Genomic DNA, 26,964 nt, shown 5'->3' on the forward strand with positions numbered 1-26,964 from the left:
TCCGCAAAGTGTAGCCAGGAACATGGAACAACCGCTCTCAGCAGCAGTTGTCCGGTTCAGGAGGCAATATGAGCGCGACGATCGAGTTCTTTCGAACCTGGCTGCAGGAGAATGTCGGAAACCTGGCGACCGACACGCAAGTCAGCGTCGCGGTGTTGGCCCAGCAATTCGAGCAGGATGCGGACGCCGCAGGATACGGGCGCGAGGTTCGCGAAGAAGATATCGGCAACATAGAGGACGCCATCCAGCAGGCCCTCGACAAGGCGAACGCAGCCAACGGCCGGCAACCAGTTCCGGAGGAAGATGGCTCGCTTACGCCGATTATCGAAGGTCTTGAGGCTGCGGAGCCTGAACACTCAGCGTCTGCCGCCGGTGACGGCCGTAAGGAAGGAAGCTGACGAGCGCGTACAGCCGAATACCGGATCGTTAGTCCGGCGTATCGGGCTGGGTCGATCAGCGAGGGAAGTCGCGCACAGGATGATCTTCTTCACGAGCGATACTCATTTCAACGATCCACGCATCCTGCGAATTGATCGGCGGCCGTTCGGCTCGCTGGCAACGCATGACGCGGCGCTGATGAGCCTCTGGAACGAGACCGTCGGCTCGGACGACGAGATCTGGCATCTGGGTGATTTTGCCCGCCCGAAGGCCGGCATCGAAAACATCCTGTCGCAGCTCAATGGGCGCAAGCACCTGATCATCGGCAACAATGACGGAAGCGATGCAACGCTCGCATCTGGCTGGGCCAGCATCCAGCACTATGCGGAACTGGTGGTGGACGGCACCCTCCTCATCCTGTGCCATTATCCGTTTCGGACCTGGAATCAGATGGGCAAGGGATCGGTGAATTTGCACGGCCATTCGCATGGCAAGCTGAAGCCGCTTACTCGCCAGCGTGATGTCGGCGTTGACGTGTGGAATTTCCGGCCGGTTTCCCTGCCGATCCTGCTCAGCAAGCACAACCGTCGATCAGGCTGAGCGTGGCCCGTCGCCACTGACCGCAGTCGTCCTTTATACAGTTCTGGATGTGCTTCGCTCAGCATCAAAGCCGGACAAGAATGAAGATCGATCACGATTTTCCGTTACAGGAACAACAAGGACGGCGCTCCGTTGGGAAAGTGATCGCAACAAGCGATTTAACCAATGGAGGCACTTATGATGAAAACGATCTTGGTCGCATCCGCCCTGTCCTTAGCGCTCGCCACATCCGCCCTGGCCCAAACGAGCGGCTCGGGCAATGCCGGCGGTACCGCAGGCGGCGGCATGAACAACAGCGGCACGAGCGTCAACGGCTCCGGCAGCACCACGGGGACCGTCACAACTGATCCGAATGCGACGAACTCGACCACGACAACACCAAACGGCATGAATGACCGTTGCAAGGACACTGCGGGCAATGACGTCGACACCAATACCGCCAGCGGCACTGCCACCTCGCCGTCCCAAAATTGCAACAAATAGTTCCGCCAGCTCAGGCCCGGCGATGACCGGGCCTGAGACATCATGTCGAATCGCAAGGCTGGGCCTATCGAAAGACGGAGTGCATGACCGCTATAGCGTCTTGGAGCACAAAGTCTTGAGCCTCTCAGTCGCACCCGATCGGCAGCGGTTTCGTTTTGCCGGTCAATCTGGCTCCCAGCGTCAGGCTGTTCGGGAAGCCGCTCACGAACGTGTTCATCGCGGCAGCGGACATGGGATGGGAGGCAAGGCGTGCCAACAAGGCAGCCACGCGAATGCGGGTGGCAAATTGGCTGTTCCAGACCTTCGAATAGCGGCGGCCAACAGCAATCCTCGCCGCCCGGTCCCAACGGCCGAACCTGGCCAGTTCGTTGGCTAGCAACCAGCCTGACTGCAGGGCCATCGATATGCCTTCAGCGATGATGGGATGGGACTCACCGGCGAGGTTGCCCACCCGAAATATGTCGTCGGCAAAACGTGGACGAATGCCAGGCCGTATGGGACCTGTGGCGAGCCATTCGCCATCGAGCGTGGCATTCACGATCGTGGAGGCGACACGGGGACACGAAGCAAGGATATGGGCATGAACAGCTTGGGCTGCCGACGAGACGTTGCCTTTTTCGCGTAGCCTGATCAAGACGTCGCGGCGCATGCAGCACGACAGCGACATCCTGTTCCGGTCGGCCCAGACCATGCCGCCATAGCCGCCCGGAAATGCCAGCAGGGGCATGAGGTCGCGGTCGAGCTCAGCGCCGGTGAAATGAGCCTTGAATCCGAAAAGATCGTGCGGCGCGTTGGTTTTCGGCAGGTTCGTCGGAAGCCTTCCTTGTTCCCACGAGCCATGCGCGGCAATAACGACCGGCGCAACGAGAACTCCCTGATCGTGCTTGCTTTCGATCCGAACCATAGCGTTGTCACCATCGGTGGTGATCTCCGCCGCCCGCCAAGGCTGGAACACGTCGGCTCCGGCATCGCGAGCCGCATCCAAAAGCATGCCATCCAGAACGTCGCGCCCGAGCGCGCGTCCAAATGCATCTCCCGCGGCCCGCGGCATGCCCGCATCCGTGCCGGGACCCGATGCAAAAAGTGCAACCCGCTTGACCTCCGGACCGGCTTTGGCGCGAACCGCGGCGCCTCCGCCCAATCTATCCAATAGATCCAGATTGACCGCAGACATGAATTCCCCGCAAACTTTGCGGCGCGGGAATTCACTTCGCTCGACGATGGCAACGGCGCGCCCCTGGCCGCTCAAAGCCAAGGCCACCGAAGAACCACTTGGCCCGGCGCCTATGACGATGGCGTCGTACATCATGGCAAACCTTCCGAAGCGCGGTCGACGGCAAGGAAGGCATGGGTAAACGGTCCAATTCTGCGTTCTGCACACTGGCGCCTGAAATCCGGGGGCCATAGGCTGGAAAGCTCATCACCCGCAAAACCGGCGCGGACGCTTGCCGGCGCATCGTGCAAAGTCACCTCGTTCGCGCCAATGACATGCAGAAGCGAGCAGGCTCTTAAGGCAATGGCGTTTCGGCTCGGCTCGGTGGCGAGAAACACTGGCGCCAGAGGGCGAATCGCCAAAAACAGGCGTTTCAGGGCTGCGTCCGGAAAATGGTGCAGAAACAAGTTGGCCGATACCACATCGAAGGCGCCGGCTCGGGGGTTTTGGATCCATTCGAAGACATCATCGATGATGGTTTCGACCCGCCAACCAAGTGCGTAGAAATCAGCGAACCGCCTGTCTGAAATGAGGTTGAACTGGTCAAGCATGACCAGGTCGACATCTGTCCAGCGCCGGGCGAGGCGCTTTGCGACGGAAAGCATGAATGCTCCATCGCCGGAACCAATTTCCAAAAATCTGGTCGGGCTTTTGCGCACGCTTGCCTTCAACAGGCTGGCCATGATCGCGCTCTGAAACATCAGTGCGTTTATCCAGGCGAGATCACGCCGCGAACCGACGGCCCTTGGATCGTCGGGAGGCAAATTGTCGAGCAGTTCCCGCTCGATCCGACGATGGTCGAGATCATTGGCCATTCAGGTATCGCCGGCTGTGTGGAACATCATCGTCTCGGTCGTCAGGCCAGGTCCGAATGCCATGGCACAACCCACACGGTCTTCCTTTGTGGCCTCGCGCAGCATTCGCTCGAGTACGAACATGACGGTAGCAGAGGACATGTTTCCGTTTTCACGAAGGACCTCGCGGGAGGTCGACAACGCATCGGAACGGAGATTCAGCGCGCGCTCCACTGCGTCGAGAACGGAGCGGCCGCCCGGGTGGACGGCCCAAAGGTCGACGTCTGAAACGCTCCTGTTTCCCAGAATGCTGCCTATGTCTGTGCCGAGTGCATGGTGGATTGCGGCGGGAACCTCTCCCGACAACACCATGTCGAAACCGTCGTCGTGTATGTTCCAGGTCATGAGGTCGCGGCTGCCGCCATCGACGAGCGCGTGAAAACTATCCAGTCCTATGCCAAAAGGACTGGCGCTTACCGACGCAGCCGAGCAGCCATCGCCCCACAGGCAGAACGAGAGCAGCTTTTCAAGGTCGGAGGTCTCCTTGAGGTGAAGCGTACAGAGTTCGATGCTGACCACCAGAACCCGGGCCTCGGGTTCCGACCGGATGATGTGTCGTGCCTGCTTGAGTGCGTTGATCGCTGCATAGCAACCCATGAAGCCGAGGATTGTGCGCTCGATGGAGGTCGGCAGGTTGCACCGGGCAATTATTTCCAGATCCAGGCCGGGGGCGGAAAACCCCGTGCAGGTGGTGACGATCAAATGTGTGATACGGGTCCTGTCCTGACCATGAAGGAGCTTCTCCACGGCCTGTTCAGCCAGAGCGGGCGCTGTGGCCGCGAACATCTCCATGCGCTTTGCCGTGCCTGGAAACGCGCCGCGTTTGAAAACACCCTCCAAATCGACACTTGGGCCTTCAGGATCATCGGCGGGCGCAAAGCACGAATAACGATGCTCTATTCCGCATCTGTCCGCCATGCGATCAAAGATCGCCCGGCGACGGGGATCTGCCGTCAGCTGGGAACCGGCAAATTGAAGAAAGAAGCGGTGAACGCCATTCTCCGGAACGGCTGCCGCAATCCGGTTGATGAAAGCTTGAGCGGGCATCTTTTCCTCGGCCTACAGCTTTAGGCTGGTGTACCGCGGGCGGTGACTACGAACCCGACCGGGTCGGGGCCAGCCCCTGAGAGGTGGTAAACACTCTCATAAACGTTCGGGACAGATGAAAGCTTCCCTCGTCCTCGACGATTTCCAAGGTGCCGGCCAATGGCGGCACCAAGCGCAATTGGAGGCATCCTCGCTGTCGGCTGCGCAGGCGGGCGAGCGTCGAATGTGGCACCGTACCGCAACGGATGCCGCATTCGCATCAGGATGGATGGCATCGCGGCCGCCATATAGCCAGACGAGTCATCCATTCCTTGACCGGCCAAGGCCTGGCCAGTCGACCGCGATCTCGGGTGGACCGGCGGCTTCCCCGGACCACCAGGGGTATTGTTTAAGGCGGCCTAGCCATCATGGCGGCGGGGACAAACCGCTGTCGAATGGCGGTGCGCGGAGATACCCTATTTGCCGTTTTTGGCCCCGCCGATCTCCTTGTCCCACTTCTCGAACATGGCAACCAGCGGTTTGGCGTCGAGCGGCGGTTCGATCGGGTTGTCGGCGATCATCGCGGCATATTCGGGCCGGCCGAAACGCTTGATCGTGTCCTGGCTGTCCTGCGGCGCCATCTCTATCGGCACGTCCCTGATCGACGGGCCGGGGTACATGTAGCCGTGATCGTACATGAATGCCTGCTGCTCGGGCTCAAGGATGAAGGCGATCAGTTGCAGGAGAACGCCGAGCTTTTCGTCGGAAACGCCCTTTGGGATAGCCACATAGTTGGCGTCGCTGACCCAGTGGAAGCCCTTCAGGGTCGCAATCTTGTAGTCTTCGGGAACGATGCCGAGATAGCGCGGATTGATGTCCCATCCGGTGGTCGTGGCGATGATGTCGCGCGTGCCGTCACCCAGTTCCTTCATGGTGACGGTCGTGCCGGAGGGATAATAGTCGATGCAGTCGTTCAGTTCCTTGAGATAGGCCCAGGTCTTCTCCCAGCCGTCGATAGGATCCAGCGGATCCTTGTCGCCGAGCAGGTAGGGAAGGCCCATGACGAAGGTTCGGCCGGGGCCGGAATTCGCCGGGCGCGCATACATGAACTTTCCCGGATGCGCCTTGCACCAGGCAAGCAACTCTTCAGCGGTCCCAGGAAGGTCCTTGACCCGATCCGGCGCATATTCCAGGAGCGGGCCTGACGGATACCAGCTATCGACGAAGGCTTGGCCCTTCGCCATCTGCTGCATGGCATAGGCGCCCGGTAGGTAGCGCTCGTCGAGCTTGGGAAACATATCGGCATAGTCAGGCAGGATCTGGGTCCACAATCCCTGGTCGATGCCCGCGGCAAGGGCGTCGTTACCGGTGAGCACGAAATCGATGTCCAACCGGCCTGCCGCCTGCTGGGCCTTGAGCTTGGCGGCAAGTTCGGGCGCGGGCGCCTGCGTGTAAACGAACTTCGAAATCAGTTCCGGATGGGTCTCGGCGAACTTTTCAAGCGCCCGCTGGCTGAGTTGCAGGTCGCCGGCAACGTCGACCACATTGATGACCAGCGGTTCCTTCGGCTTCGGGAACTCCTTGGCAAGCACGAAAACCGGCCTTGCCGCCGCGGCAACGCCAGCACCCAGGATCGTTAGAAGGGCATTGCGTCGGGTTGTCATTGGTGTCTCCTCCCTTTCTAGGTTGCGTGGACGGTTATTCGCCCACGGTGTCCGGCACTTCGCGAAGCAGAGCAGCCGATTGCGGATCGAGAAACAGGTGGCAGTCGGCATGCCTGCGCAAGATACCGGCCGGCACCATCGGCGAGATCGGCGCTTCGACCGTATCGCGCACCGCCTCGGCCTTGCGGCGGTCCGGCACCGCCAGCACGATCAGACCGCTTTTCATGATCTGGTTGACGGTCATGGAGATCGCCCTGTGCGGAACGTCTTCCAGCGTCGGAAACCAGCCTTCGCCGAACTGCTGGCGGCGGCAGCGGTCGTCCAGCGTTACCAGGTGAAACGGTGCGGTCGTCTCGAAGTCCGCGGGCGGATCGTTGAAGGCGAGGTGGCCGTTCTCGCCGATGCCCGCGAAGGTCACATCGATGGGGTGACGCGCAATCAACGCATTGATGCGCGCCACCTCGGCACCTGGATCCGGCACGTCCCCGTCGATGAAATGAAAGGCCCCGAGCGACGGCAGCAACGCGGTGAAGCGCTCCTTGAGATAGCGCCGAAAACTGGCCGGATGCGTATCCGGCATGGCGACATATTCATCGAGGTGAAAGCCGGTGACGCGCGACCAGTCGATGTCATCCCGCTCCACCAGCGCGGCAAGTACCTCGAACTGGCTGGCTCCGGTGGCGACGACGATATTGGCCGCCCCGCGCGCCTCGATCGCGGCGCGGATCGACTGCGCCCCCAGTTCAGCGGCAGCGGCGCCCAGCAGCTTTTTGTCCGGTTTCACGTAAATTCGCATGATCACTCCGTGGTTGTAAGTCGATCGAGCCCCGCCGTGGCTCGCTGCGAGCACGGGGCCTGGGTTGTCGCCCTGATGACGAATTCGGTGACGAGATTGATGCGCTTGTGAGCGAGCGGCTTGCCTTGCAGCATAGCGACGAGAAGCTCGACCGCCTGCCTGCCGGCCTCCGCGCAATGAGTTGCGATGGACGTCAGGGGCGGGAAAAGGGTTGGCGCCAGTATGCCGTCGCAGCCGATCACGCTGTAGTCGCCCGGCACCGACAGGCCGCGCGCGGCAAGCCCGGCCATGATGCCTTGCGCCATGACATCGTCGAATGCGAGTACGGCGGTCGCGCCCGTCAGGACGAGTTCATCGACGCAGGCCTGGCCGGCCTCGAAGCTTGGCCGCGAGGTCGGAACCCGTACGATCTCGACCCCAAGCTCGGCGGCTCTCTTGGTCACGGTGCCGTAGCGCTGGCTGTTCGACCAGGAGAATGCCGGCCCGGCAACATAGGCGATCGATCTATGGCCCAGCGAAACCAGATGCTCCAGCGCTTGCCCATAGCTTGGCCCGCTATCGACCAGAAGCCGTACCATGCCGGGAATGTCGCGGTTGACGAGGACGCAAGGCCGCTTCCGCGCATGTTCAAGGATCTGTTTCGTGTGCAGGCGCGAAGAGGCGACAATGAAACCTTCTACCTGCGCCGACAGCTTGGTCAGGAGAATGTCTTCCACTTCCGGCGTCTCGTCAGAATCGCCGATAAACGTCGCATAGCCACATTCGCGGGCCGTCGCCTGCCCCCCACGCATCATCGCCGCGAAGAACGGGTTGGTGATATCGGGCACGATTAGCGCGATGTTGCCCATCCGGCCGGTGCTTAGTGCGCGCGCGGCATGATTGGGGACATAGCCGAGCCGCGCGGCGACCGAGTGAACCCGCGCGACCGTCTCGCGACTGAGAAGTTCCGGCCGGCTGAAAGCACGCGAAACGGTAGCCGAAGAGACGTTGGCAGCGTCCGCCACCTCGCTCAGCGTCGGTGTTGAAGATGAATTGTTCCGCTTTCGGTCAGGCATGCGCGCCCCTATGCAAGCGCTTGCATGAAAGCGCTTGCACGAAGTCGTGTCAAGGATTGATTGGCCTAGAACAGGTCGGATAGTCGGGCTGTCCCCCGAGGCACTCCTCCACAGGCGGAAACCGACCTAATGCCGACCGACGTCAGGGATAGGGCAGGATCGGCGCAGGCGGACCGAAGCCGCGCCGATCACGGTAGGGCATTGCCGCGCCGTCAACCCTTCGACTGGAGCGCGTGGATCACGCCGCGCAGTTCCGCCAGACCGCGCAGGCGACCTATCGCCGGATAGCCGGGATTCACCTTTTTTGTGAGATCATCCAGCATGCGGTGGCCGTGGTCGGAGCGGAAGACTATGGTTTCGTGCGGTTCGCGTTTGCCGTCTTCGGCCAACAATTCGCGCAGTACGGCAACCATGTCCACGTCGCCGTCCAGATGCGCCGCTTCATGGAAGGTGCGGCCATCGCCTTCGCGCTTGGTCGCCCGCAAATGTGCGAAGGGGATGCGCGACGCGAAGTGCTTCGCCATCGCCGGAAGATCGTTGTCGGCGCGCACGCCAAGGCTTCCGGTGCAAAAGCACATGCCGACGGCCGGCGACGGAACTGCCTCGAAGAGCGCGTTGTAGTCGGCGGCGGTCGAGGCCACCCGCGGCAGACCAAAGAGCGAGCGGGGCGGATCGTCCGGATGCAGCGCAAGCCGGACGCCGCTGCTCTCTGCGGCGGGCGCGATCGCCGCCAGGAATTCGGTGAGATGGTGGCGCAGCCGGGCGGCATCGATGCCAGCATAACGCGCCAGCCGGTCGCGAAACTGCGGGACCGTCAACGGCTCCGTGGTCGAGCCCGGCAGCGCACTGGCGATGTTGGCGACGAGGGTCGCGGCCTCCTCTTCGCTCATCGCCTCGAAAACAGCTTTCGCCCGCTCGCGGTCCTCGTTCGAATAATCGGCTTCGGCTCCCCTGCGCTGCAGGATGTGGAGGTCGAAGGCTGCAAACCGGTCCTGGTCGAAACGCATCGCGGTCGCGCCGCTTGGCAGTTCGTAATCGAGATCGGTGCGGGTCCAGTCCACCAGGGGCATGAAATTGAAACAGATGATATGGATGCCGTTGGCCGCAACCGCTTCCATGCTGGCGATCCAGGCCTCGATCTCGGCTTTCGCCTCGCCGCCGTGGCGCTTGACAGCGTCGGGGACCGGTATGCTTTCAACGACCGACCAGACAAGCGGCGAGCGGTCGGACGGCGTATCCTCGATCATCGCCTTGCGCGTCGCCACCTCCGCCTTCGTCCAAGCACGCCCGATCGGGACTTCGTGCAACGCCGATACGATATCGGTGGCGCCGGCCTGACGCACGGCATCCAGCGGAACCCCCGCATCCGGCCCAAACCATCTCCATGCCTCGCGCATTCGTCATTTCTCCAACTATTTCAGGGCTGGTCGGCTCAAATAAACCAGTCGGGGTAGGCGTCGCGCAGTTGCTCGACATCGGGAATGACAGCGCCCAGATGGATTCTGCATGGCCTCGCAGGCAGCCTTAACGTCATGCGCCGCTATAGCGTTGCGGATGACCGTATGCTCGCCAATCACATGGTCCATGCGGCCGAGCGCGGGCAGCGTCATGCGTCGCGCCCGGTCGATCTGCACCTTGACCGGCTTCAGATAGTTCCAGATGCCGGAATAGCTGGCTATTCGGGCAATCGCCTCGTGAAAGGCCTCGTCGGCCTCGTGAAAGCCGTTCATGTCCTGTCGTTCGGCAAGGAACCGCTGCCGCGCCAATATGTCGTCGAGCTTTCCCACATCGTTGCCGTTTGCGCATTGCGCGGCCTTTTCGACCGTGGCGCCTTCCAGCGCCTTACGGATGACGACGGCTTCGGGAATGAGCGAGATCGGTATCGGCGCGACGAAGGTTCCCGACTGAGGATAGATATTGACCAGCCCGTCTTCGACCAGGCGAATCAACGCCTCGCGCACCGGCGTGCGGCTGACACCGAAACGCTCGGTCAGCACCTTTTCATTCAAGGCGTTGCCGGGCTTAAGCTGCATGGATACGATCGCCTCGTGCAGTTCGCGGTATACTGCGGACGCAGCCGTCGTACGCACGATGCCCGGCCGACGCATCTTCGTTCGAACGGGGGCGGCGTCGCGGTCGGAGCCCGCAATGCCCGCATGCGCCTTTGCTGATGTCATTTCTCGATCCCCGATCTTCAATCAGTTGACATATTAATATATTATTCCTTACTGTTCGCCAATATCGGAACGCCGCTTCATCCCAAATTATGATCGCGCGCATTCAATCGCCCCTCCCTTCCGAACGCCGCTTTCGCGGCTCGACCGCAAGGATTTTGCAATGCCGCTCCATCCCGACAGGCTTTTTTTCGCCTGACCCTACCGTCCGTTCCATCGCCAGGCGCCTCTATGAAGGCGTGCGTGCCTTGCCGATCATCTCCCCGCATGGCCATACCGAGCCGGATTGGTATGCGTATGACCTGCCATTCCCGGATCCGGCCACGCTGTTCGTCAAGCCCGACCACTACATTTTGCGCATGTTCTATTCCCAGGGAATGCGCATGGAAGATTTCGGCGTCCCACGACTGGATGGGGGCCCGATCGAAACCGATCCCCGCAAGATCTGGCGCCGCTTCGCCGAGAACTACGCCCTTTTCCGCGGCACGCCGACACGGCTGTGGTTCGAGCATTCGCTGGCAACGGTCTTCGGAATCGAAGAGCGGCTCGGCGCGAAGAATGCCGACCTTCTTTATGACCGCATCGCCGAACAGCTCGAGCGGCCGGAGATGCGCCCGCGCGCGCTCTACAAGCGTTTCAACATCGAAGCCATCTCAACGACGGACGCCGCCACCGATGCGCTTGCCGCGCATGATGCGATCAAGGCTTCCGGATGGGACGCCCGGGTTGTGCCAGCCTACCGGCCAGACGCCGTCGTCGACCCTTCGCGCAAGGGTTTCCATGCCGAGGTGGAGCGGTTCCTGGCGTTGGCCGGAACGCCGGCCAGCTATCCCGGCTATCTTGAGGCGCACCGAATCCGCCGTGCATATTTCAAGCAGCGCGGCGCGACGTCCACCGACCACGGCCATCCGAATGCCCGCACCGCCGACCTGTCGAAGGCGGAAGCAACGGCTCTGTTCGACCGGGTGCTGAAGGCCGATGTCTCGCCCGAGGATGCGGACCTGTTCCGCGCACAAATGCTGACCGAAATGGCGCGCATGAGCGTCGAGGACGGCCTGGTCATGCAAATCCATCCCGGCTCTTTCCGCAACCACAACCCGCAGATTTTCGCCGAGTTCGGCTTCGACAAGGGCGCAGACATTCCCACCGGCACCGATTATGTCCACGACCTCAAGCCGCTCCTCGACGCGTTCGGCAACGACACGCGCCTGACATTGATCCTGTTCACACTGGACGAGACGGCCTATGGGCGCGAGCTTGCGCCGCTTGCCGGGCATTATCCGGCGCTGCGCCTCGGCCCGCCCTGGTGGTTTTTCGACAGCCCCGAAGGCATGTACCGGTTTCGCAAGCTTACCACGGAGACAGCCGGCTTCTATAACACGGTGGGCTTCAACGACGACACCCGTGCCTTCTGTTCGATCCCCGCGCGGCACGACATGGCGCGCCGCGTCGACTGCAATTTTCTCGCGGAATTGGTGGCTGACCACCGGCTCGACGAGGACGAGGCGCAGGAAGTGGCGCACGATCTCGCCTACCGCCTGGCCAAGAAAGCCTATAGGCTCTGACCATGGCGCAGCGGCTTTCCAATCGGACCTGGGTGACCTGCCGGCCGGGATCGGGCGCGCGGACCGCAAAGATCGGCTTGGCTGCCCAACTGGCCGCCGTCTTCCTGCGGCTGAAGCAGGTCCTCGGCACCGATCTCCCGGCCGAGCCCATTTCGCAAGCCTGGGAACCGTATTGACCGATCTTTTGAACGACGGCGCCGCAGCCACCGTGGCATGATTGGCGCAGCGGTTCATGCACGGAGCAGAAAGCGGTTGTTTTTGATGACTGGTAGATTAATATATCAAAATTGAAATCCTGCCGGACAAGACAGGACCAGCGGAGGAGATGAAGATGATCAAGATCACTCGGCGACAGGCGGTCGGCGGATTAGCCGGCATGGCGGCGCTTCCGGTTGCGCGCGCGTTTGCCCAGACCGCCAAGCTGCCGACCGCGCCCGTCACCATCAATATCGTCGATGTCGCCGGCAATCTGGCGCTAACCCAGAAGGCGATCGAGAATTACAAGACGGCCAAGCCGGAACTGATCTCGAACATCGTCTTCACCAAGGCGCCCGCCCCCGAGCTTCCCGGCAAGATCAAGGCGCAGCAGGCGGCGAACCGCGTCGATATCGACCTCGTGCTTACCGGAACGGATGCGCTGTCGGCAGGCCTCGAGATGGACCTGTGGGTCAAGCTGCTTCCTGACGATTCGGGCGCCTTGCCGAAGCTGGCCGATATCTATCAGGAGCCGGCAGCGCGCATGCAGACGCTGGCCAAGGACCACGGCGTCGTCGTCACCTACTACCCGTCCGGGCCGCTGCTCGAATACATGCCCGACAAGGTCAAGACAGTGCCGACCACGGCGGAGGAGCTTCTGGCGTGGGCCAAGGAGAACCCGAACCGGTTCCTCTATGCGCGCCCGGCCAATTCCGGCCCCGGCCGTACCTTCCTGATGGGCCTCCCCTATCTGCTCGGCGACAGCGATCCGAAGGATCCGGTCAAGGGCTGGGACAAGACCTGGGCCTATCTTAAGGAACTGCACAAATACATCGAATATTATCCGACCGGCACCGGTGCGCTGATGAAGGAACTCGGCGAAGGCACGCGCGACATGACGGTGTCGACGACTGGCTGGGACATCAACCCGCGCGTTCTCGGCGTCGTGCCGAAGGAAGCCAAGGTTGGGGCGCTGAAAGGCTTCCATTGGGTCGCCGACGCCCATTACATGTGCGTGCCGAAAGGGGTCAGCGACGAAAAACTGGCCGTGCTCAAGGACCTGATGGCATTCCTGCTGACGCCTAAGCAGCAGGCCTATACCTATGACGAGGGCTATTTCTATCCGGGCCCGGCGGTCAAGGATGTCACCCTCGACATGGCGCCGCAGGAAAGCCAGGATGCGATCGCCGAATTCGGCCGCACCGAATATGCCGACCTGATCGCCAACAACCCGATCGAACTGCCGCTGGAGCCAGCTTCGATGGTCACGGCATTCCGAATCTGGGACGAACAGGTCGCCGCCACCGCGAAATGACAAACCTTTGATTGTCAGCGCATAATAGGAACCGGGCATGCCGCCCGGTTCGCCTACAACAATGGGGCTACGAACGGATGCTGCTCGCCTCGTCGAAATTCGACGAACTCCGCCTCGATCATATGAGTCGAAAATTCGGCAGTATGAGCGCGCTGAGTGACGTTTCGCTGACCGTGCGCAAGGGGGAATTCATCGCCCTGCTCGGACCTTCGGGCTGCGGCAAGTCGACCGCACTGAACTGCATCGCCGGACTGCTTTCCACCACGGGCGGCAGCATCTATCTCGACGACAAGCGCATCGACCAGCTTAAGCCGGAAGACCGCGGCTTCGGCATGGTCTTCCAGAACTATGCGCTGTTCCCGCATATGACCGTCAAAGCCAATATCGGCTTCGGCCTGAAGATGCGCGGCACGCCCAAGGCCGAGATCACGCAACGCGTCGACGAGGCGCTGGGGCTGGTGCGGCTGGAAACGCAGGGCCACAAGCTGCCGGGTCAACTGTCAGGCGGTCAGCAGCAGCGGGTGGCCATCGCCCGCGCCATCGTCATCGAGCCGCCGCTGGTGCTGATGGACGAGCCGCTCTCCAACCTCGACGCGAAATTGCGCATCGAGATGCGTGCGGAAATCCGGCGCATCCACAACCAGCTCGGGGCCACCACCCTTTATGTGACGCATGACCAGGACGAGGCCTTGTCGCTTGCCGACCGCATAGTCGTGCTGCGCGATGGCCGAATCCGGCAGGTCGGCGCTCCGCGGGACCTCTATGAGAGCCCGGATCATCTCGACGTCGCCGAATTCATGGGTTACCGCAACCGGCTAACCGGCAAGGTCACCCGGCGCGACGGCGACATTGCCATGGTCGAAGTCGGCCGCGTCAGCCTTTCGGGCAGGCTGCGCGACGATCTCGCGGTTGGCGCGCAAGCCGTGATCGCCGCCAGGCCGGACGATGTCACCGTGAGCGACAAGGGCATCGGGACGCTTGATGCGAAGGTCGAAACCATCGAGTATCGCGGCCGGGAATTCGTCGGCACGGCACGCACCGAGGGCGGCCTCGAGCTGATCTTCCATGCCAGCCAGGCCGCGTCGGTCGGGAACACGGTTTCGCTCTTGATCGATTCTGCCCACGCCCTGATCTACGCGGCCTGAGGACGGCGATGTCGACGCTCGATCATACGCCCTCTCCTTCCCTGCGCCAGCGGCTGGCCTTGCACGGGATCGACGGCGTCACCCTTCTGGTGCTTCCGGCCGCCTTGTTTACGCTGGCGATCTTCGTCTATCCCTTTGTCTACGGCCTGCTCCTGTCCTTCCAGCCGAAGGAAGGGGGGCTCCTCGCCAACTACCAGCGTTTCTTCTCCGACCCGTTCCTTTACAACACCATTGCCACAACGCTGTGGCTGGCGGTGCCGGTCACCGTTATCAGCCTGGCGCTGGCGCTGCCCATCGCCTTTCGCGTTCGCCTGATGACGCACCAGCGTATGCTGACCACCATCCTCGTGCTGCCGGTAACGCTCGGCACGGTGCTGGTGGCGGAAGGCCTGCTCAACTATCTGGGACCGCAGGGTTGGTTCAGCCGCACGCTGATGTTGTTCGGCGTCATCAGCAGTCCCGTGAAACTCACCAACAATTACTGGGGTGTTTTCGCGTCGCTGATCATCACCGGTTTCCCGTTCACGTTCCTTTTGACGCTTTCCTATGTGACAGGCATCGATCCGGCACTGGAACAGGCAGCGGCGACCCACGGCGCGCGCTCCTGGCAGCGGTTCCGCTATGTGTTCCTGCCGCTGCTGATCCCCGGCCTGGCCATCGCCTTCCTGCTTTCATTCGTACAGGCCTTCGCCGTCTTTCCGTCGGCGGTTCTGCTCGGTGCGCCGGCCGGGCCGACCCGGGTCATCTCGATTGCAGCCTACCAGGCCGCCTTCGAGCAATATGACTACTCGATGGCCTCGGCAATCGCGATGATCATGGCCGGTGTGCAGTTGGTCATCGTCGTCGCCATCCTGATGCTGCGCAACCTGTTCTATCGTGGCAGCACCGCAGGCGGAAAGGGCTGACATGATCCGCGACACAACCATCGCTGCCAAGCTCTGGATCACCGCCATCTGGGTGGTGGTGGGTTTCTTCGTACTCAACCTCGCGGCGATGATTGCCACGGTCATCCTGTCGTCCTTCGGCACGCGCTGGCTGGGCACATGGATTCCTGCCGGCTTCACCACCCGCTGGTATTTCGCCGCCTGGGCGGAATTCCAGCTCCACGATATCCTGATCGTAACCTTCCAGATCGCCTTCACCGTGGTCGCGCTTTCAGGCCTGCTCGGCGTGACGGCGGCCTATGCGCTGGCGCGGCGCGATTTTCCCGGCAAGAAGCTGGTCATGCTTCTGTTCCTGCTGCCGCTTCTGGTCCCGCCGATCACCTTCGGCATTCCGCTGGCTACCGTGCTCTACCAATCGGGGGTCGGTGGCACCTTCTGGGGCGTGGTGCTGGCCAATCTCGTGCCGACGGTTCCTTTCGTCATCCTGGTGATGATCCCCTTCATCGAGCAGATCGATCCCAAGATCGAGGCGGCCGCGCGTGTCTTCGGCGCCAACACGTTCCAGCTCTTTCTCCATGTTCTGCTGCCGATGCTGATGCCGGGCATCTTGGCGGCGCTGCTGCTGGTGCTGGTGCGTACCATCGGCATGTTCGAACTGACCTTCCTGACAGCCGGGCCGACCAGCCAGACGCTCGTCGTGGCGCTGTACTATTCGGTCTTCGCCTCGGGCGTTCGCGCGGTGCAGTCGATCGACGCGATGGCGGTGGTGTATATGATAACGACGCTGGTCTGGCTGCTGATCGCATTGCGCTTCGTCAATCCGACGCAGATTGTAGCGCGGGCAAAGCAGCAGCCCGCCTCCGCCTGAAACAGGCTTTTCTTTCCGCCGCATGATGGCGGCGGAAAGCCACTCTCTCCAGGAATCCTGGAGCGTTCGAGGTTCGAAGGAAGCGCTCTTATACGGGTTGGTTGCTGGCCGGATCCGCACGGATGAGAGCTGCGATCAAGCGCTGTGTCTGGAGCGCCTCCTCACCCGTCACGACCGGATCGCGGTCTTGCGAAATCGCATCGGCGAAATCGTCAATCAGCGCACGATGCGCGTCATGGGAGAAGTCCATGATGGCTGCGCCGCTGCCTGTCTTCCCCTCCGCCTCGACGCGCTCTTCGCGCCCGTCGAGCCAGCCGACGCTCAGCGCACCGCCGGTCAGCGTGGCCGTGCCGAGCGAGCCGACAAGCTCCATGGTTTCAGGCGAGCCCGGATAGGCCGCCGTCGTGGCGAGCAGCGAGGCCGGCGAGCCGTTGCCGAGCCGCATCAGGGCGGTGACGTAATCCTCAGCCTCCATCCGGTGCAGGCCGGTCGTCCGCACCTGCGAAGCCACCACCTCGATCTCTCCCAGCAGAGAGCGGAAAAGGTCGATGGCGTGGATGGCCTGCGACAACAGCACGCCGCCCCCGTCCCGCGCGAAGCTGCCGCGGCCGCCGGTGTCGTAGTAGGCCTGCGGCCGCCACCACGGAACCCGAAGGCTGGCCGCCTCCACCGTGCCGATGGCGCCGGAAGCCAGCACCTGGCGCAGCCGCAGGCTGGCCGGCCGGAAACGGTGCTGCAGGACGACGCCGAGGCGCAGGCCGGCCCCGCGGGCCAGCGTGACCAGCTTCTCGGCGCGGGCCAGCGTCGTTTCGAGTGGCTTTTCGACGAGCACGTGCTTGCCGGCGGCAAGGGCCAGCTCGGCCACCGCCAGATGCGCGTTGGCCGGCGTCAGCACCATTACCGCCTGAACCTCGGGATCGGCAATCGCGGCCGCAATATCGGTCGTCACGGGAAAGGAAAACTGGTCGGCAAAGGCTTCTGCCGTCGCCTGGCTGCGGCTGGCCGCCCATTTCACCTCGATCCTGCCAGCAAGATCGACGAGGCTCTTCGCATGCGGCAACGCCGCCGGACCCAAGCCGATCATGGCGACACGTAGCCTGCTCATCGCGCGTTCCTTTCCTGCCCCGTCACGACGACCGCCGCCGCCTGCGCCTCGAGCGCCAGCCGGCAGACCGTGAAGACATGCTCCTGCGTCATCGCCGTTTCGGTACGCTCGCGCACATCGGCAAGCAGGCGCTCGAAATAGGATATCTTTTCACCCGACGCATCGAAATGGCGCGTGCCTTGGCCATCGACGAGAAATACGTGGTCCGTGCCAGGTTTGCCGGCTATGTCGACATATTTCCTAAGCTCGATCGTGCCCTTGGTGCCGAGCAGGACGAGCCGTCCATCCCCCCAGGTCGGCAGCCCATCGGCGGTGAACCAGTCGACGCGGATATAGCCGCTCGCTTTGTCTCCCCGCAGGAGGATGTCGCCAAAATCCTGGAATGCCGGAATGTCAGGAGCGCCAAAATGGCCGACCGCACTTGAAACGACATTCGCGTCGGCGCAGCCAGTATAGAACAGGAACTGATCAATTTGGTGCGAGGCGATATCGACCAGGATGCCGCCGTAATTCACGGGATCGAAAAACCACGCCGGGCGTAGCGCACGGTTGAGCCGGTGCGGCCCCAGGCCCGTCACATGGATGACCTCGCCGATGGCGCCGTCCATCGCCAGTTGCGTCGCCAGCGTCGAGGCTCGGGTCAGGAGGCGCTCCGAAAAGCAGATCGAAAAGATGCGTCCCGTCTCACGCACGGTCTGCCGCACGGCGGCAAGCTGCTCGAACGTGGTCAGGCCGGGCTTGTCCGCAAGCACGTCCTTGCCATGCCACATGGCCTCGACGGCAATGGCGGCCCGGTCGGAGGGGACAGCCGCGGTAACGACGAGGTCGATGGCGGGATCCTCGATCAGGCGCCGTCGTTCGACCGGCGCGATCCGTGGAAAACGCTCGGCGATGCCGGCGGCAACCTTGGGATCGGTCGTCGCGGGATCGTAGCCGGCGCACTCGGCGCCGGCATCCAGAAGCCCACCGATCAGGTCATAGACGTGACGATGATCGATGCCGATCACGGCAAATCGCATTGGTCCGCTATTTCATCTTGTTGGCACCGACCTCGCGGTCCCATTTCTCGAAGGCGGCGACCAGTGCTTCCGGCTTTAACGGCGCTTCGACCGGGAACTTCCTGATCAGCTCTTCATATTGTGGGCGGCCGAACTCTGCGATGGCGTCCTGGCTTTCCTGCGGCGCGGCGCTGAGTGGTACCCCCTTGACCGCCGGACCGGGATAGAAATAGCCCTTGTCGTAGGTATAGGCCTGCTGCGCGGGTTCGAGCATGAAGGCCATGAGCTTGACCAGAACCGCGACCTTTTCCTCCGCGACGCCCTTGGGAATGCACATGAACTGCGTATCGGGCACCCAATGCGTGCCTTCGAGCGCAAACGTCTCGATCTCCTTCGGCACGATGCCCAACACACGCGGGTTGATGTCCCAGCCGAAGGTGGAAACGATCATGTCGCGGGTGCCCTCGGCCAGCTCCTTCATCGTCACCGTGGTGCCGGAGGGATAGTAATCGATGCCTTCATCCAGCGCCTTCAGATAGGCCCAGGTCTTCTCCCAGCCATTGATGGGATCGGAAGGATTCTTGTCGCCGAGGATGTAGGGCATGGCCATCAGGAAGGTCCAGCCCGGTCCCGAATTGACCGGCCGCGCATAGCAGAATTTGCCGGGATTGGCCTTCACCCACGCCAGCAGTTCGTCGGTGTTCCTGGGGATGGTCTTGACCCTGTCCGGCGCATATTCGAAGAGTGGGCCCGACGGCGAATAGACGACGGCGACGCCTTCGTTCTGGCCGAAGTTCTTCTGCATCATCAAGGCGCTGTCGAGATAGACGTCCTCAGCCTTGGGCAGCACAGTGGGGTATTTCGTCCACACGTCGATCCACAGGCCCTGGGTGATGCCGTCCGACATGGCACCCGGCCCCGTCAGCACCAGGTCGATGTCGACCCGGTTGGCCGCCTGCTGCGCGGCGAGCTTGGCCGGCAGTTCGGGGGACGGCGCGCGCGAGAACGTGATCTTGGAGACGAGCCCCGGATTTTCCTTGCCGAATTTCTCGATTGCCGCCTGGGTAAGCTGCAGATTGCCCGCGACATCAATGATGTTGAGCGCCACCGGCGAAGTGGGCAGAGCAAGCTCGTCGGCGAATGACCTGCCAAAGGGCAGCGCTGCAAACCCAGCCAATCCGCCAAGCGCCTGGCGGCGTGAAATCGTGAACATCGTCGTCCTCCTCATTTATCTCCTTGAAAGAGCGGCATCTCCGCACTTTCATCCCGGCTCTCCCAGACGAATGATATATTAGTCTATTAGTATTGAATGCAACACAAATGACGCCCCGCTGCGCTGAAGGTCCCGTCGCGGACAGGCCGCGTCAGGCCGGTGCCTGGCATGCTGCACTATCCTAGCGCCAGCCCCTCGACGCGGCCGGCCTTTGGCGAAGCATCAGGATTTCTTTGCGCCGACCAATTCGTCCCACTTTCGGAAGGCGGCGATCATCTTTTCCGGCGGCAGCGGCAGTTCGATCGGGTTATCGGCGATGAGGCTGGCATACTCGTCCCTGCCGAAACGTTTGACGATGTCCTGGCTGTGCTGCGGCGCCATGGAGACAGGCACGTTCTTCACCGCCGGGCCGGGGTAGAGATAGCCCTCATCGTAGGAATAAGCCTGCGCTTCGGGCGTAAGCAAAAATGCCATCAGATCAAGCACCACGGCGAGCTTGTCGTCGGAAATGCCTTTCGGAACGCACATGAAAAAGGCGTCCGAAACCCAATGGAAGCCCTTGAGCGTGCCGATCCTTGCCGATTCCGGCACGATGCCGAGGGCGCGCGGATTGATGTCCCATCCCGTGGTCGAAATGATGATGTCGCGGCTGCCTTCCCCGAATTCCTTCATGGTGACGCCGGTGCCGGCGGGATAATAGTCGATATACTGGCCGATCTCTGCCAGATAGGCCCAGGTCTTCTCCCAGCCGTCGACGGGATCCTGCGGATCCTTGTCGCCGAGCAGGTAGGGGAGACCCATCATGAATGTACGGCCGGGGCCGGAATTGGTGGGCCGCGCATACATGAAGCGGCCCGGATGGGCCTTGGCCCAGGCTAGCAGCGCCTCTACCGAGCCGGGAACCTCCTTCACCCGCTCAGGCGCGTATTCGATCAGCGGGCCGGAAGGATAGTAGTTGACGACAACGCCATATCCCGCGCCCTGCTTCTTGTGCAGGGCCAGTGCGGCCGGTTCGTAATTGTCCTCGATTTTGGGGAACTTGTCGTTGAAATCAGGCAGAATCTTGATCCACGTGCCGTTGGCTAGGCCTGCCGCCAGACCGTCGGACCCGGTCAGCACCATGTCGATATCGACGCGGTTGGCTTCCTGCTGCGCGCGCAGCTTTCCGGCCAGCTCGGTCACCGGTGCCTTGGTGAAGACGATGCGTTCGGTGCGCTCGGGATATTTCTTGGCGTAGTTTTCGAAGGCCGGCTGCGAAAGCGCCAGCGCGCCGCCCACGTCCATCACCGAGATGACGACCGGCGATGCCGGCAGTTTGGGTGATTGCGCCCAGGCCCGCGTCGTGCCGGCGAGGAATGTACCGCCAATGCCGCCAAGGATGGTGCGGCGATTCACCTTGAGTTCACGAGCAGTCATGGTTGTCTTCCTTCCCATTTTGTCGTTTGCCGGTCGTATTCGCGTTCTTCTTCTCCGACGCGCGCACGGGTGATGGTCATGTCCGGCGCCCACTCGATCTCGCTGGCGGGCACGCGAAGGCCATGCGCGTCCAGCACCGGCTGCAGCAGCGCCATCACATTTGCCGAGGCCATATCGACAGCCTGTGCGAAACCGGCGATGCCCCAGCGCACCAAGTTGCGCACGGCGTCGTCCAGTCGCAGCGCCGACCCGGCGAGCCCGATGCCGCCAGGAACGCGGACCGAGCCATCGGCGCGGCTCTCGACCCGCATTCCGGCAAATTCGTAAGATCCGTGCGGCGCACCGGCCGCCGAAACGGCATCGGTAACCAGGACCGACCGGTCCAGCCCTTTTGCCCGGACCAGCGATTTCAACGCGCCTGGCGGAACGTGAATCCCGTCGGCGATGAATGTCGCGGCGAGACGGTCTTCGGCCAGTTGGGCAAACAGGGTATTGTCCAGTTTCGGCAAGGTTTGCGGCAGCCCGTTGCCGAGATGGGTGGAAAGGACAGCGCCAGCCGCCGCGGCCTGCGCCACGAGCTCAAAACCGCAAGCCGAGTGGCCGATCGAAACAAGAATGTTGTGCCGGTTCATGGCCCGTATGAAAGCAATGCCACCTTCCACTTCGGGAGCCAGCGTCGTCAAAAGGATCGGGCGCTTGAGCAGCGACTGCAGACGCTCAATGAGCGCAGGATCCGCAGCGGTCATCGCCGAGGCGGGATGGCATCCGGAATAACCCGGGGCGGGATTGAGGAACGGACCTTCCAGATGATAGCCGGGGCACATGAGGGGACCGAGGCGGCTTTCGGAGACAGCCTTGTCGAGAGCGCTGAACCGCGCCGACAATTCGTCCGGCCTTGCCGTGATGATCGTCGGCAGGCACGCTGTCACGCCGCACGCCAGGAGGGCCTCCAGCGCTTCGTCGAGTTCCGCCGCCGTCAGGGTCCCCGAGTTGAAATCGACGCCGGCGAAGCCATTGACCTGCATGTCGACCAGACCGGGAGTAATCATGTTGCGGCCGATCGCCAAGATTCCTTACGCGGAGAGTACACGGCTTGATACCGCTTGCAAGCCATTTTTGAATAATGTTATCCAGAAATGCGAAAGGAAAAGAATCCGGGCATGTTGACGCTCTACACCGCGGATTTCGAGGACGCCCGCCAACGCGACTGCGCACGCGTCATCGCCAGCCTGCACGAAGGCGGCGGCAAATCCCGCGCCGCACTTGCCGCCGAGTTGGACATGACCTCGATGGCGATCTCGCGCGCCATCGCCGACCTCGTCGGCAGGGGCATCATCGAGCAAAGCGTCGGCCAGGTGAGCGGCCGTGGCCGCCCACCGGCGCAAATCGTTTTGAACCCCGGTTGCGCGGGCGCGACCGTCCTTCTTGTTTCCAGCCAGGAACTGGTTGGCGTCCTTGTCGATTTCCGCGGAAGTGTCCTCGCCCGGCAAACCGCCCATGTTCCGTCCGACGCCGATTCGGCCCGCATGACCGCGACGATGCGTGACCTTGTCGCCGGTCTGCTCGGCAGCTGCCCGTCTGGCATGCGTCATGTCGGAACGTCCGTTGCCGTTTCCGGCATCGTGGACGTGAAGACCCGGACGTGGATATTGACCTCGCGATGGCCGAACGTTCGCGATTTCGACGTCGGCAAGGCGCTCGATGGCATCACGCCGCGCGTGTTCCTGTTTCGCCAACTGGATGTCGAATTGAGCGCCCGATACGCCGTGCCGGGCATGGAAAGGCTGGAAGGCGCCTTCATTCTTCATTGGGGTTGGGGCATCGGCCTGGCCTATCGCGGCAGCGACGATGCGCCGATGCGCCAGGGCGGCCCCTTCGGCGAAATCGGCCATTGGCGTTTCAACGTGCTCAAGGATCGCCCCTGCGGATGCGGCAACCGGGGCTGTCTCGAAACAGCAGCTTCGCTGTCAGCCCTGTTGCCGGTCATACGGGAGATATATCCGTGGGCTTCAGGGGAGGAGGAACTCCTCTCCAGCCAAATCGAGACGATGGAGCTGACGGATATTCCCGAAATCCGGGTCGCCGTCGATCTTATGGCGCGCGCGCTGGGGAACGCCTGCAGGCTGCTTTTCCCCGAGAAGGTGTTCATCACCGGCCCGTTTACCTGCAATGCCGGACTCTACGAACTTCTACGCTCCCGCTTCGAGGCGGAAGGATTGATCGGCACCTTGCGCCTGCCGACCCTGATCTCCGATCGCTCCAGCCTGGACTACGTCGTCCAAGGCGCCGCGCAACCGCTTCATGAAATCGCCGTTTGCGTGCTGCTCGGCACGCCGCAGGGGAAACCGAATGGCGCAGGGCGGAGCCGGCGGAATGGAAAGCGGCAAAGGCCGATGCCCTGACGCGAAGCATCTGAATGATTGACGCTGCGGGTTCAGAGATCCGGGAGCAATCTCGATGCCCCACACCTCTCACGTCCTGTGGAGAATGCTGCGACGCCGCTCGGGCGAAGCTCACTGCCTCGCGGAGGTTTTCGAGCCGGTTCTCACTAGCGAGCCGCACAGCGAACAGCCGCATTTAGCATGTCGCCAGCGTTTTCTTCTTTAGGCCAGGAGCGCATTCCCGCGCCGTTCCATCTCTGCCGGATCGAGGTCCTCCCTCCACGACAGGAGCACCCAGACGTGGCCGAAGGGATCGCGCACGGTGGCGGAACTGGCGCCATAGAACATATTCGTGGGTGGCTGAATCTCTTCCGCGCCAGCCTTGACCGCGCGCCGCAGCAAGGTCGCGTTATCATCAGTGAAGATGTGAAGGCCAGCTGTGCAGCGACCAAGTGTCCGCGGCTCGCCGTATAGTCTCTCGTCCGGATCCCCGATCATGATCACGGCTCCGCAGATCAAAATCTCGGCGTGCATGATTTTGCCGCCTGGGTGGGCAATTCGGAACAATTCCATCGCTCCGAATGCCCGCTCGTAGAACGCGATCCCATCCGACGCCCCGTCGACGTAGATATGAGGGACAATCGCATTTCGATATCTCTCCGGTCGTTCAGTCATCTCGGTGTCCTCGCGCCAAATATCAGAGCGCTCGTTTGCGGTGCACAAGCCGGCGAAACACTCTTTACAAGACCCGGCGGAAGGCTCGCCTCAGTTCGCCCACCGCACCGCCGGAGACCATCAACCGTGCGTCGACACGATCCGTTCCGGGTTCCACGCGATCATCTGCTCGATTGCCGCCGAAGCCGGCGCCGGCTCGACTTGAAATTCCTCGAAAATCGAACGGTGCCTCTCTTTTCCAACACGGCAGGTCGGCAAAAATCCAGGCCGACTCCAACCTGGAGACTGTCCTGATATTTCCGGCGATCAGCGGCTGGCGCCAGAAGGCGATACGGTCCTGCAAGCGATGGCCTGGATAGTCGCCGGCATGAAGCACGGATGGCCGAAGGCGGTCGGAAGTCGAACGCCGTCCGCGGCTGCTCGCCCCTAGACGCCGAGATGATGCTGCAGCAGCCCCGGCTGTGTCTTGAGCTCGGCGGCCGGGCCCTCGTGGGCGATATGGCCGTTATTGATGATATAAACGCGGCTCGCGAGCGCCAGCGTCGCGGCGATGTTCTGTTCCACCAGCACGATTGTCTGCCCTGCCTGGGCCAGTTCGCGGCAGGCGCGCACCAGATCGTGCACAATGACTGGAGCAAGTCCTTCGAAGGGCTCATCAAGCAGAAGGATCTTCGGGTTGCGCACCAATGCACGGGCTATGGCCAGCATCTGCTGTTCGCCACCCGAGAGATCCGTGCCACGGCTGGTGCGCCGTTCCTTCAGCCGTGGGAACATCGTGTAGATGCGTTCCAGCGGCCAGCGGCCGTCGGCGGTCAATCCGGCCAGAATGATGTTTTCCTCGACGCTCAGGCTGCCGAAGATGCGCCGATTTTCGTGCACGAGCTGCATGCCTTCCCGAGCGATGCTGTGCGCCTTCCTGCCAACCAGCTCAACCCCGTCGAGCTCAACCGAGCCGGCTCGTGGCGTCACCACGCCCATCAGGCTCTTCAGCGTCGTCGACTTGCCCGCGCCGTTGCGCCCGAGCAGCGCCACGACCTCGTTTTTCTCGACCCTCAATGAGACGTCGAACAGAATGTGACTGTCGCCATAATAGCTGTTCAACGCCCTGACTTCGAGCAGGCTCATGCCACCTCTCCATGTACCCCGCCGAGGTAGGCTTCCTGCACCTTTGCGTTGGTCTTGATCTCAGCGGGCATGCCTTCGACCAGTACCCTGCCCTCCTGCAGGACGGTCACTTTCTCGACCAGCTCGAAGAGCGAATCCATGTCGTGGTCGATGATGATCATCGTGCGTCCACGCGCGATTGACTTGAGCAGCGCCACGGTCTCGACGCGCTCGCGCGGGCTCATGCCGGCAAGCGGCTCGTCAAGCAGGAGCAGGCTCGGCGACGTCGCCAGCGCAAGGCCGATTTCCAGCCGCCGCTTCTCGCCATAGGCCAGTTCCGAAACGGGCCGATCGAGCCGCGCCGTAAGGTTCACCAGCGCCGCCGTTCGCTCGACCTGCTCATTGAGACCGGGAACGCTGTGGATACTCTTGAACAGGTCAAGCCGGAACTTTCCACGCGCCTCGCCCAGCGCGGCAATCATCAGGTTCCGCCGCACCGTCAGGCGGTCGAACAGCTGGTTGATCTGGTAGCTCTTGGTGAGCCCGAGCTGGCACACCTCGGACACACCCATGCCCGTAATGTCGCGGCCGGCCAGTATGATGCGGCCGGAGGTCGGCGCGATCTCGCAGGTGAGCATCTTGAAGAACGTCGTCTTGCCCGCGCCGTTGGGTCCAATGATGCCCCTTATCTCCCCATGGTCGACGCTGAAGTCGATGTCGCTGTTGGCTGTGATACCGCCATAGCGTTTGGTTAGGCCCTGCACCTGCAGGATCGGTCCGGATGCTGGCGCAGTGCCATGCCGGCGCGCCGGCATCGGTTCGACGACGGTCACGACGTGTGGCGCACTCTCGACCGCGGGATTGGCCCGTTCGATGCGCTTGCGGCCGCCGGTCAACCCATAGAGATCGACGATCGCACCGACGATGCCGCGCCGCAGGAAGCAGACCAGCAGCACGAAAACGATGCCGAGCACCAACTTCCATGTGGCGCCGAGATGCAATGTGTTCTGGAAAAAGTCGCTCAGATAGAGCCACACCGTCGCGCCCACCAGCGGCCCGAACAGTGTGCCGGCACCGCCGATCGCCGTCTGCATCACGACCTGGCCAGACGTGTCGAACATGAAAGCGTCCGGCGGCATGAAGCCCTGCATGACGCCCAACAGGCCGCCGGCAAAGCCGGCATAGATCGCCGCAACCACGAAGGCCGTGAGCTTGTAGCCGTGTATGTCGTGGCCGAGCGCCGCGGCGCGGAGCGGATTGTCACGGATCGCCGAAAGGATCGCGCCAACCGGCGAGCGTACGATGCGAAGTGCGACGACAATGCCCACGAAATACCAGAACGCCAGGAAGGTATACATCGTCCAGTCGGTGTTGAATTCGAGTACCGTGAAGCCGAGGTTGACGACCGGGGTTGGCACGCCAGGCAAGCCGTTCTCGCCGCCTGTGAATGCCGAGAGCGGATTGAACTCGACAAAGAAGAAGACTTCGGCGATGGCCACCGTGATCATGGCGAAATAGATGCCGGTGCGTCTCAGGGCGATCAGGCCGATCACATAGCCGACGACACCCGACACGACGGCGCCCATGACGATGGCAGCCATGACATGGGAGAAGCCGGTTTCAGTCAGGAGATAGGCGGCGAACATCCCGCCAGTACCGTAGAAGGCCGACTGGCCGAACGACAGCAATCCCGTGTAGCCGAACAGGATGTCGAAGCCGATCCCGAACAGGCCCCATATAAGGATACGATTGATCGTGCTGGGCGAAAAGCCGAGATGGGGCAGCACGAACGGCGCCAGGACGAGCGCCAGCGCCGTCAGAAGCTCGACAAGGAAGGGATGTTTGATGTTCATGGCG

At 62.3% G+C, this 26,964-nt stretch carries 25 protein-coding genes and 2 pseudogenes; 10 read left to right on the forward strand and 17 right to left on the reverse strand.

Annotated elements, in window-relative coordinates; genetic code table 11:
* Positions 1–68 precede the first annotated feature (68 nt).
* From ACIU1A_RS19765 to ACIU1A_RS19775, 3 genes are all read left to right on the forward strand, one after another.
* Positions 69–398, forward strand: a complete 330-nt coding sequence (locus ACIU1A_RS19765) for a DUF768 domain-containing protein (RefSeq protein WP_140498457.1) — start codon at positions 69–71, stop codon at positions 396–398.
* A gap of 79 nt (positions 399–477) precedes the next feature.
* Positions 478–978, forward strand: coding sequence for a metallophosphoesterase family protein (locus ACIU1A_RS19770; RefSeq protein WP_404927973.1), 501 nt, complete (start codon positions 478–480; stop codon positions 976–978).
* 177 nt (positions 979–1,155) lie between these two features.
* Positions 1,156–1,461 (forward strand): hypothetical protein, encoded by a 306-nt coding sequence (locus tag ACIU1A_RS19775; protein WP_140498458.1) that lies wholly within the window; start codon positions 1,156–1,158, stop codon positions 1,459–1,461.
* Between the two features lie 124 nt (positions 1,462–1,585).
* Here the strand turns inward: ACIU1A_RS19775 and ACIU1A_RS19780 are convergent, their stop codons facing one another.
* The 8 genes and pseudogenes from ACIU1A_RS19780 to ACIU1A_RS19815 all read right to left on the reverse strand — a co-directional run bounded on the left by ACIU1A_RS19780 (position 1,586) and on the right by ACIU1A_RS19815 (position 10,177).
* Complete coding sequence (locus tag ACIU1A_RS19780) at positions 1,586–2,770, reverse strand: NAD(P)/FAD-dependent oxidoreductase (protein ID WP_140658145.1); 1,185 nt, start codon at positions 2,768–2,770, stop codon at positions 1,586–1,588.
* Entirely contained in the window at positions 2,767–3,489 is a 723-nt protein-coding gene (locus tag ACIU1A_RS19785) for a class I SAM-dependent methyltransferase (protein WP_140558010.1), read from the reverse strand. The genes ACIU1A_RS19780 and ACIU1A_RS19785 overlap by 4 nt, the downstream gene beginning before the upstream one ends.
* Positions 3,490–4,575 (reverse strand): type III polyketide synthase, encoded by a 1,086-nt coding sequence (locus ACIU1A_RS19790; RefSeq protein ID WP_140558011.1) that lies wholly within the window; start codon positions 4,573–4,575, stop codon positions 3,490–3,492.
* A gap of 455 nt (positions 4,576–5,030) precedes the next feature.
* Entirely contained in the window at positions 5,031–6,218 is a 1,188-nt protein-coding gene (locus ACIU1A_RS19795; RefSeq protein ID WP_224619695.1) for an extracellular solute-binding protein, read from the reverse strand.
* 34 nt (positions 6,219–6,252) lie between these two features.
* Complete coding sequence (locus ACIU1A_RS19800; RefSeq protein WP_140498550.1) at positions 6,253–7,014, reverse strand: glucosamine-6-phosphate deaminase; 762 nt, start codon at positions 7,012–7,014, stop codon at positions 6,253–6,255.
* Between the two features lie 2 nt (positions 7,015–7,016).
* On the reverse strand, positions 7,017–8,069 hold the full coding sequence (locus ACIU1A_RS19805) for a LacI family DNA-binding transcriptional regulator (protein ID WP_404925068.1): 1,053 nt from the start codon (positions 8,067–8,069) through the stop codon (positions 7,017–7,019).
* A 212-nt stretch (positions 8,070–8,281) separates the two neighbouring features.
* Entirely contained in the window at positions 8,282–9,466 is a 1,185-nt protein-coding gene (gene uxuA / locus ACIU1A_RS19810) for a mannonate dehydratase (RefSeq protein ID WP_404925069.1), read from the reverse strand.
* A gap of 35 nt (positions 9,467–9,501) precedes the next feature.
* Positions 9,502–10,177 (reverse strand): annotated as a pseudogene (locus ACIU1A_RS19815) (GntR family transcriptional regulator).
* 229 nt (positions 10,178–10,406) lie between these two features.
* On the opposite strand from ACIU1A_RS19815, the pseudogene uxaC reads away from it, so the two are divergent.
* The 6 genes and pseudogenes from uxaC to ACIU1A_RS19845 all read left to right on the forward strand — a co-directional run bounded on the left by uxaC (position 10,407) and on the right by ACIU1A_RS19845 (position 16,215).
* Positions 10,407–11,808: pseudogene (uxaC, locus tag ACIU1A_RS19820) on the forward strand (glucuronate isomerase).
* 2 nt (positions 11,809–11,810) lie between these two features.
* Positions 11,811–11,984, forward strand: coding sequence for a hypothetical protein (locus tag ACIU1A_RS19825; RefSeq protein WP_181167349.1), 174 nt, complete (start codon positions 11,811–11,813; stop codon positions 11,982–11,984).
* Between the two features lie 158 nt (positions 11,985–12,142).
* A complete protein-coding gene (locus tag ACIU1A_RS19830; protein WP_140658163.1) occupies positions 12,143–13,318 on the forward strand; it encodes an extracellular solute-binding protein in 1,176 nt (391 codons plus the stop codon).
* A gap of 77 nt (positions 13,319–13,395) precedes the next feature.
* Positions 13,396–14,463 (forward strand): ABC transporter ATP-binding protein, encoded by a 1,068-nt coding sequence (locus ACIU1A_RS19835; RefSeq protein WP_140567262.1) that lies wholly within the window; start codon positions 13,396–13,398, stop codon positions 14,461–14,463.
* Positions 14,464–14,471: 8 nt separating this feature from the next.
* On the forward strand, positions 14,472–15,368 hold the full coding sequence (locus tag ACIU1A_RS19840) for an ABC transporter permease (RefSeq protein WP_140525304.1): 897 nt from the start codon (positions 14,472–14,474) through the stop codon (positions 15,366–15,368).
* A gap of 1 nt (position 15,369) precedes the next feature.
* Positions 15,370–16,215 (forward strand): ABC transporter permease, encoded by an 846-nt coding sequence (locus tag ACIU1A_RS19845; protein ID WP_140498468.1) that lies wholly within the window; start codon positions 15,370–15,372, stop codon positions 16,213–16,215.
* Between the two features lie 88 nt (positions 16,216–16,303).
* Here the strand turns inward: ACIU1A_RS19845 and ACIU1A_RS19850 are convergent, their stop codons facing one another.
* From ACIU1A_RS19850 to ACIU1A_RS19870, 5 genes are all read right to left on the reverse strand, one after another.
* A complete protein-coding gene (locus ACIU1A_RS19850) occupies positions 16,304–17,320 on the reverse strand; it encodes a Gfo/Idh/MocA family protein (RefSeq protein ID WP_404925070.1) in 1,017 nt (338 codons plus the stop codon).
* On the reverse strand, positions 17,317–18,339 hold the full coding sequence (locus ACIU1A_RS19855; protein ID WP_140525302.1) for a Gfo/Idh/MocA family protein: 1,023 nt from the start codon (positions 18,337–18,339) through the stop codon (positions 17,317–17,319). The genes ACIU1A_RS19850 and ACIU1A_RS19855 overlap by 4 nt, the downstream gene beginning before the upstream one ends.
* Positions 18,340–18,346: 7 nt before the next feature.
* Positions 18,347–19,531: an ABC transporter substrate-binding protein gene (locus tag ACIU1A_RS19860; RefSeq protein WP_140513467.1), complete on the reverse strand. Its 1,185-nt coding sequence runs from the start codon at positions 19,529–19,531 to the stop codon at positions 18,347–18,349.
* Between the two features lie 222 nt (positions 19,532–19,753).
* Entirely contained in the window at positions 19,754–20,947 is a 1,194-nt protein-coding gene (locus ACIU1A_RS19865) for an ABC transporter substrate-binding protein (protein WP_140561314.1), read from the reverse strand.
* Positions 20,944–21,996 (reverse strand): N-acetylglucosamine-6-phosphate deacetylase, encoded by a 1,053-nt coding sequence (locus ACIU1A_RS19870; protein ID WP_140498473.1) that lies wholly within the window; start codon positions 21,994–21,996, stop codon positions 20,944–20,946. Before ACIU1A_RS19870 ends, ACIU1A_RS19865 begins: the two co-directional genes overlap by 4 nt.
* A 111-nt stretch (positions 21,997–22,107) precedes the next feature.
* On the opposite strand from ACIU1A_RS19870, the gene ACIU1A_RS19875 reads away from it, so the two are divergent.
* Positions 22,108–23,349, forward strand: a complete 1,242-nt coding sequence (locus ACIU1A_RS19875; RefSeq protein ID WP_181165372.1) for an ROK family transcriptional regulator — start codon at positions 22,108–22,110, stop codon at positions 23,347–23,349.
* A gap of 201 nt (positions 23,350–23,550) precedes the next feature.
* On the opposite strand, the gene ACIU1A_RS19880 is transcribed toward ACIU1A_RS19875, so the two are convergent.
* The 4 genes from ACIU1A_RS19880 to ACIU1A_RS19895 all read right to left on the reverse strand — a co-directional run bounded on the left by ACIU1A_RS19880 (position 23,551) and on the right by ACIU1A_RS19895 (position 26,960).
* Positions 23,551–24,003: a VOC family protein gene (locus ACIU1A_RS19880; protein WP_140498475.1), complete on the reverse strand. Its 453-nt coding sequence runs from the start codon at positions 24,001–24,003 to the stop codon at positions 23,551–23,553.
* A gap of 64 nt (positions 24,004–24,067) precedes the next feature.
* Positions 24,068–24,346 carry a hypothetical protein gene (locus ACIU1A_RS19885; protein ID WP_140525297.1) on the reverse strand — a complete coding sequence of 93 codons (279 nt, stop codon included), beginning with the start codon at positions 24,344–24,346 and terminating at the stop codon, positions 24,068–24,070.
* Between the two features lie 83 nt (positions 24,347–24,429).
* The gene (locus ACIU1A_RS19890) at positions 24,430–25,128 is read right to left on the reverse strand and encodes an ABC transporter ATP-binding protein (protein ID WP_140561318.1); all 699 of its coding nucleotides are present in this window, start codon (positions 25,126–25,128) and stop codon (positions 24,430–24,432) included.
* Entirely contained in the window at positions 25,125–26,960 is a 1,836-nt protein-coding gene (locus tag ACIU1A_RS19895) for an ABC transporter permease subunit (protein WP_404925071.1), read from the reverse strand. Before ACIU1A_RS19895 ends, ACIU1A_RS19890 begins: the two co-directional genes overlap by 4 nt.
* Positions 26,961–26,964 lie beyond the last annotated feature (4 nt).

This window comes from Mesorhizobium maamorense (genome assembly GCF_044998965.1).
Classification (GTDB): domain Bacteria; phylum Pseudomonadota; class Alphaproteobacteria; order Rhizobiales; family Rhizobiaceae; genus Mesorhizobium.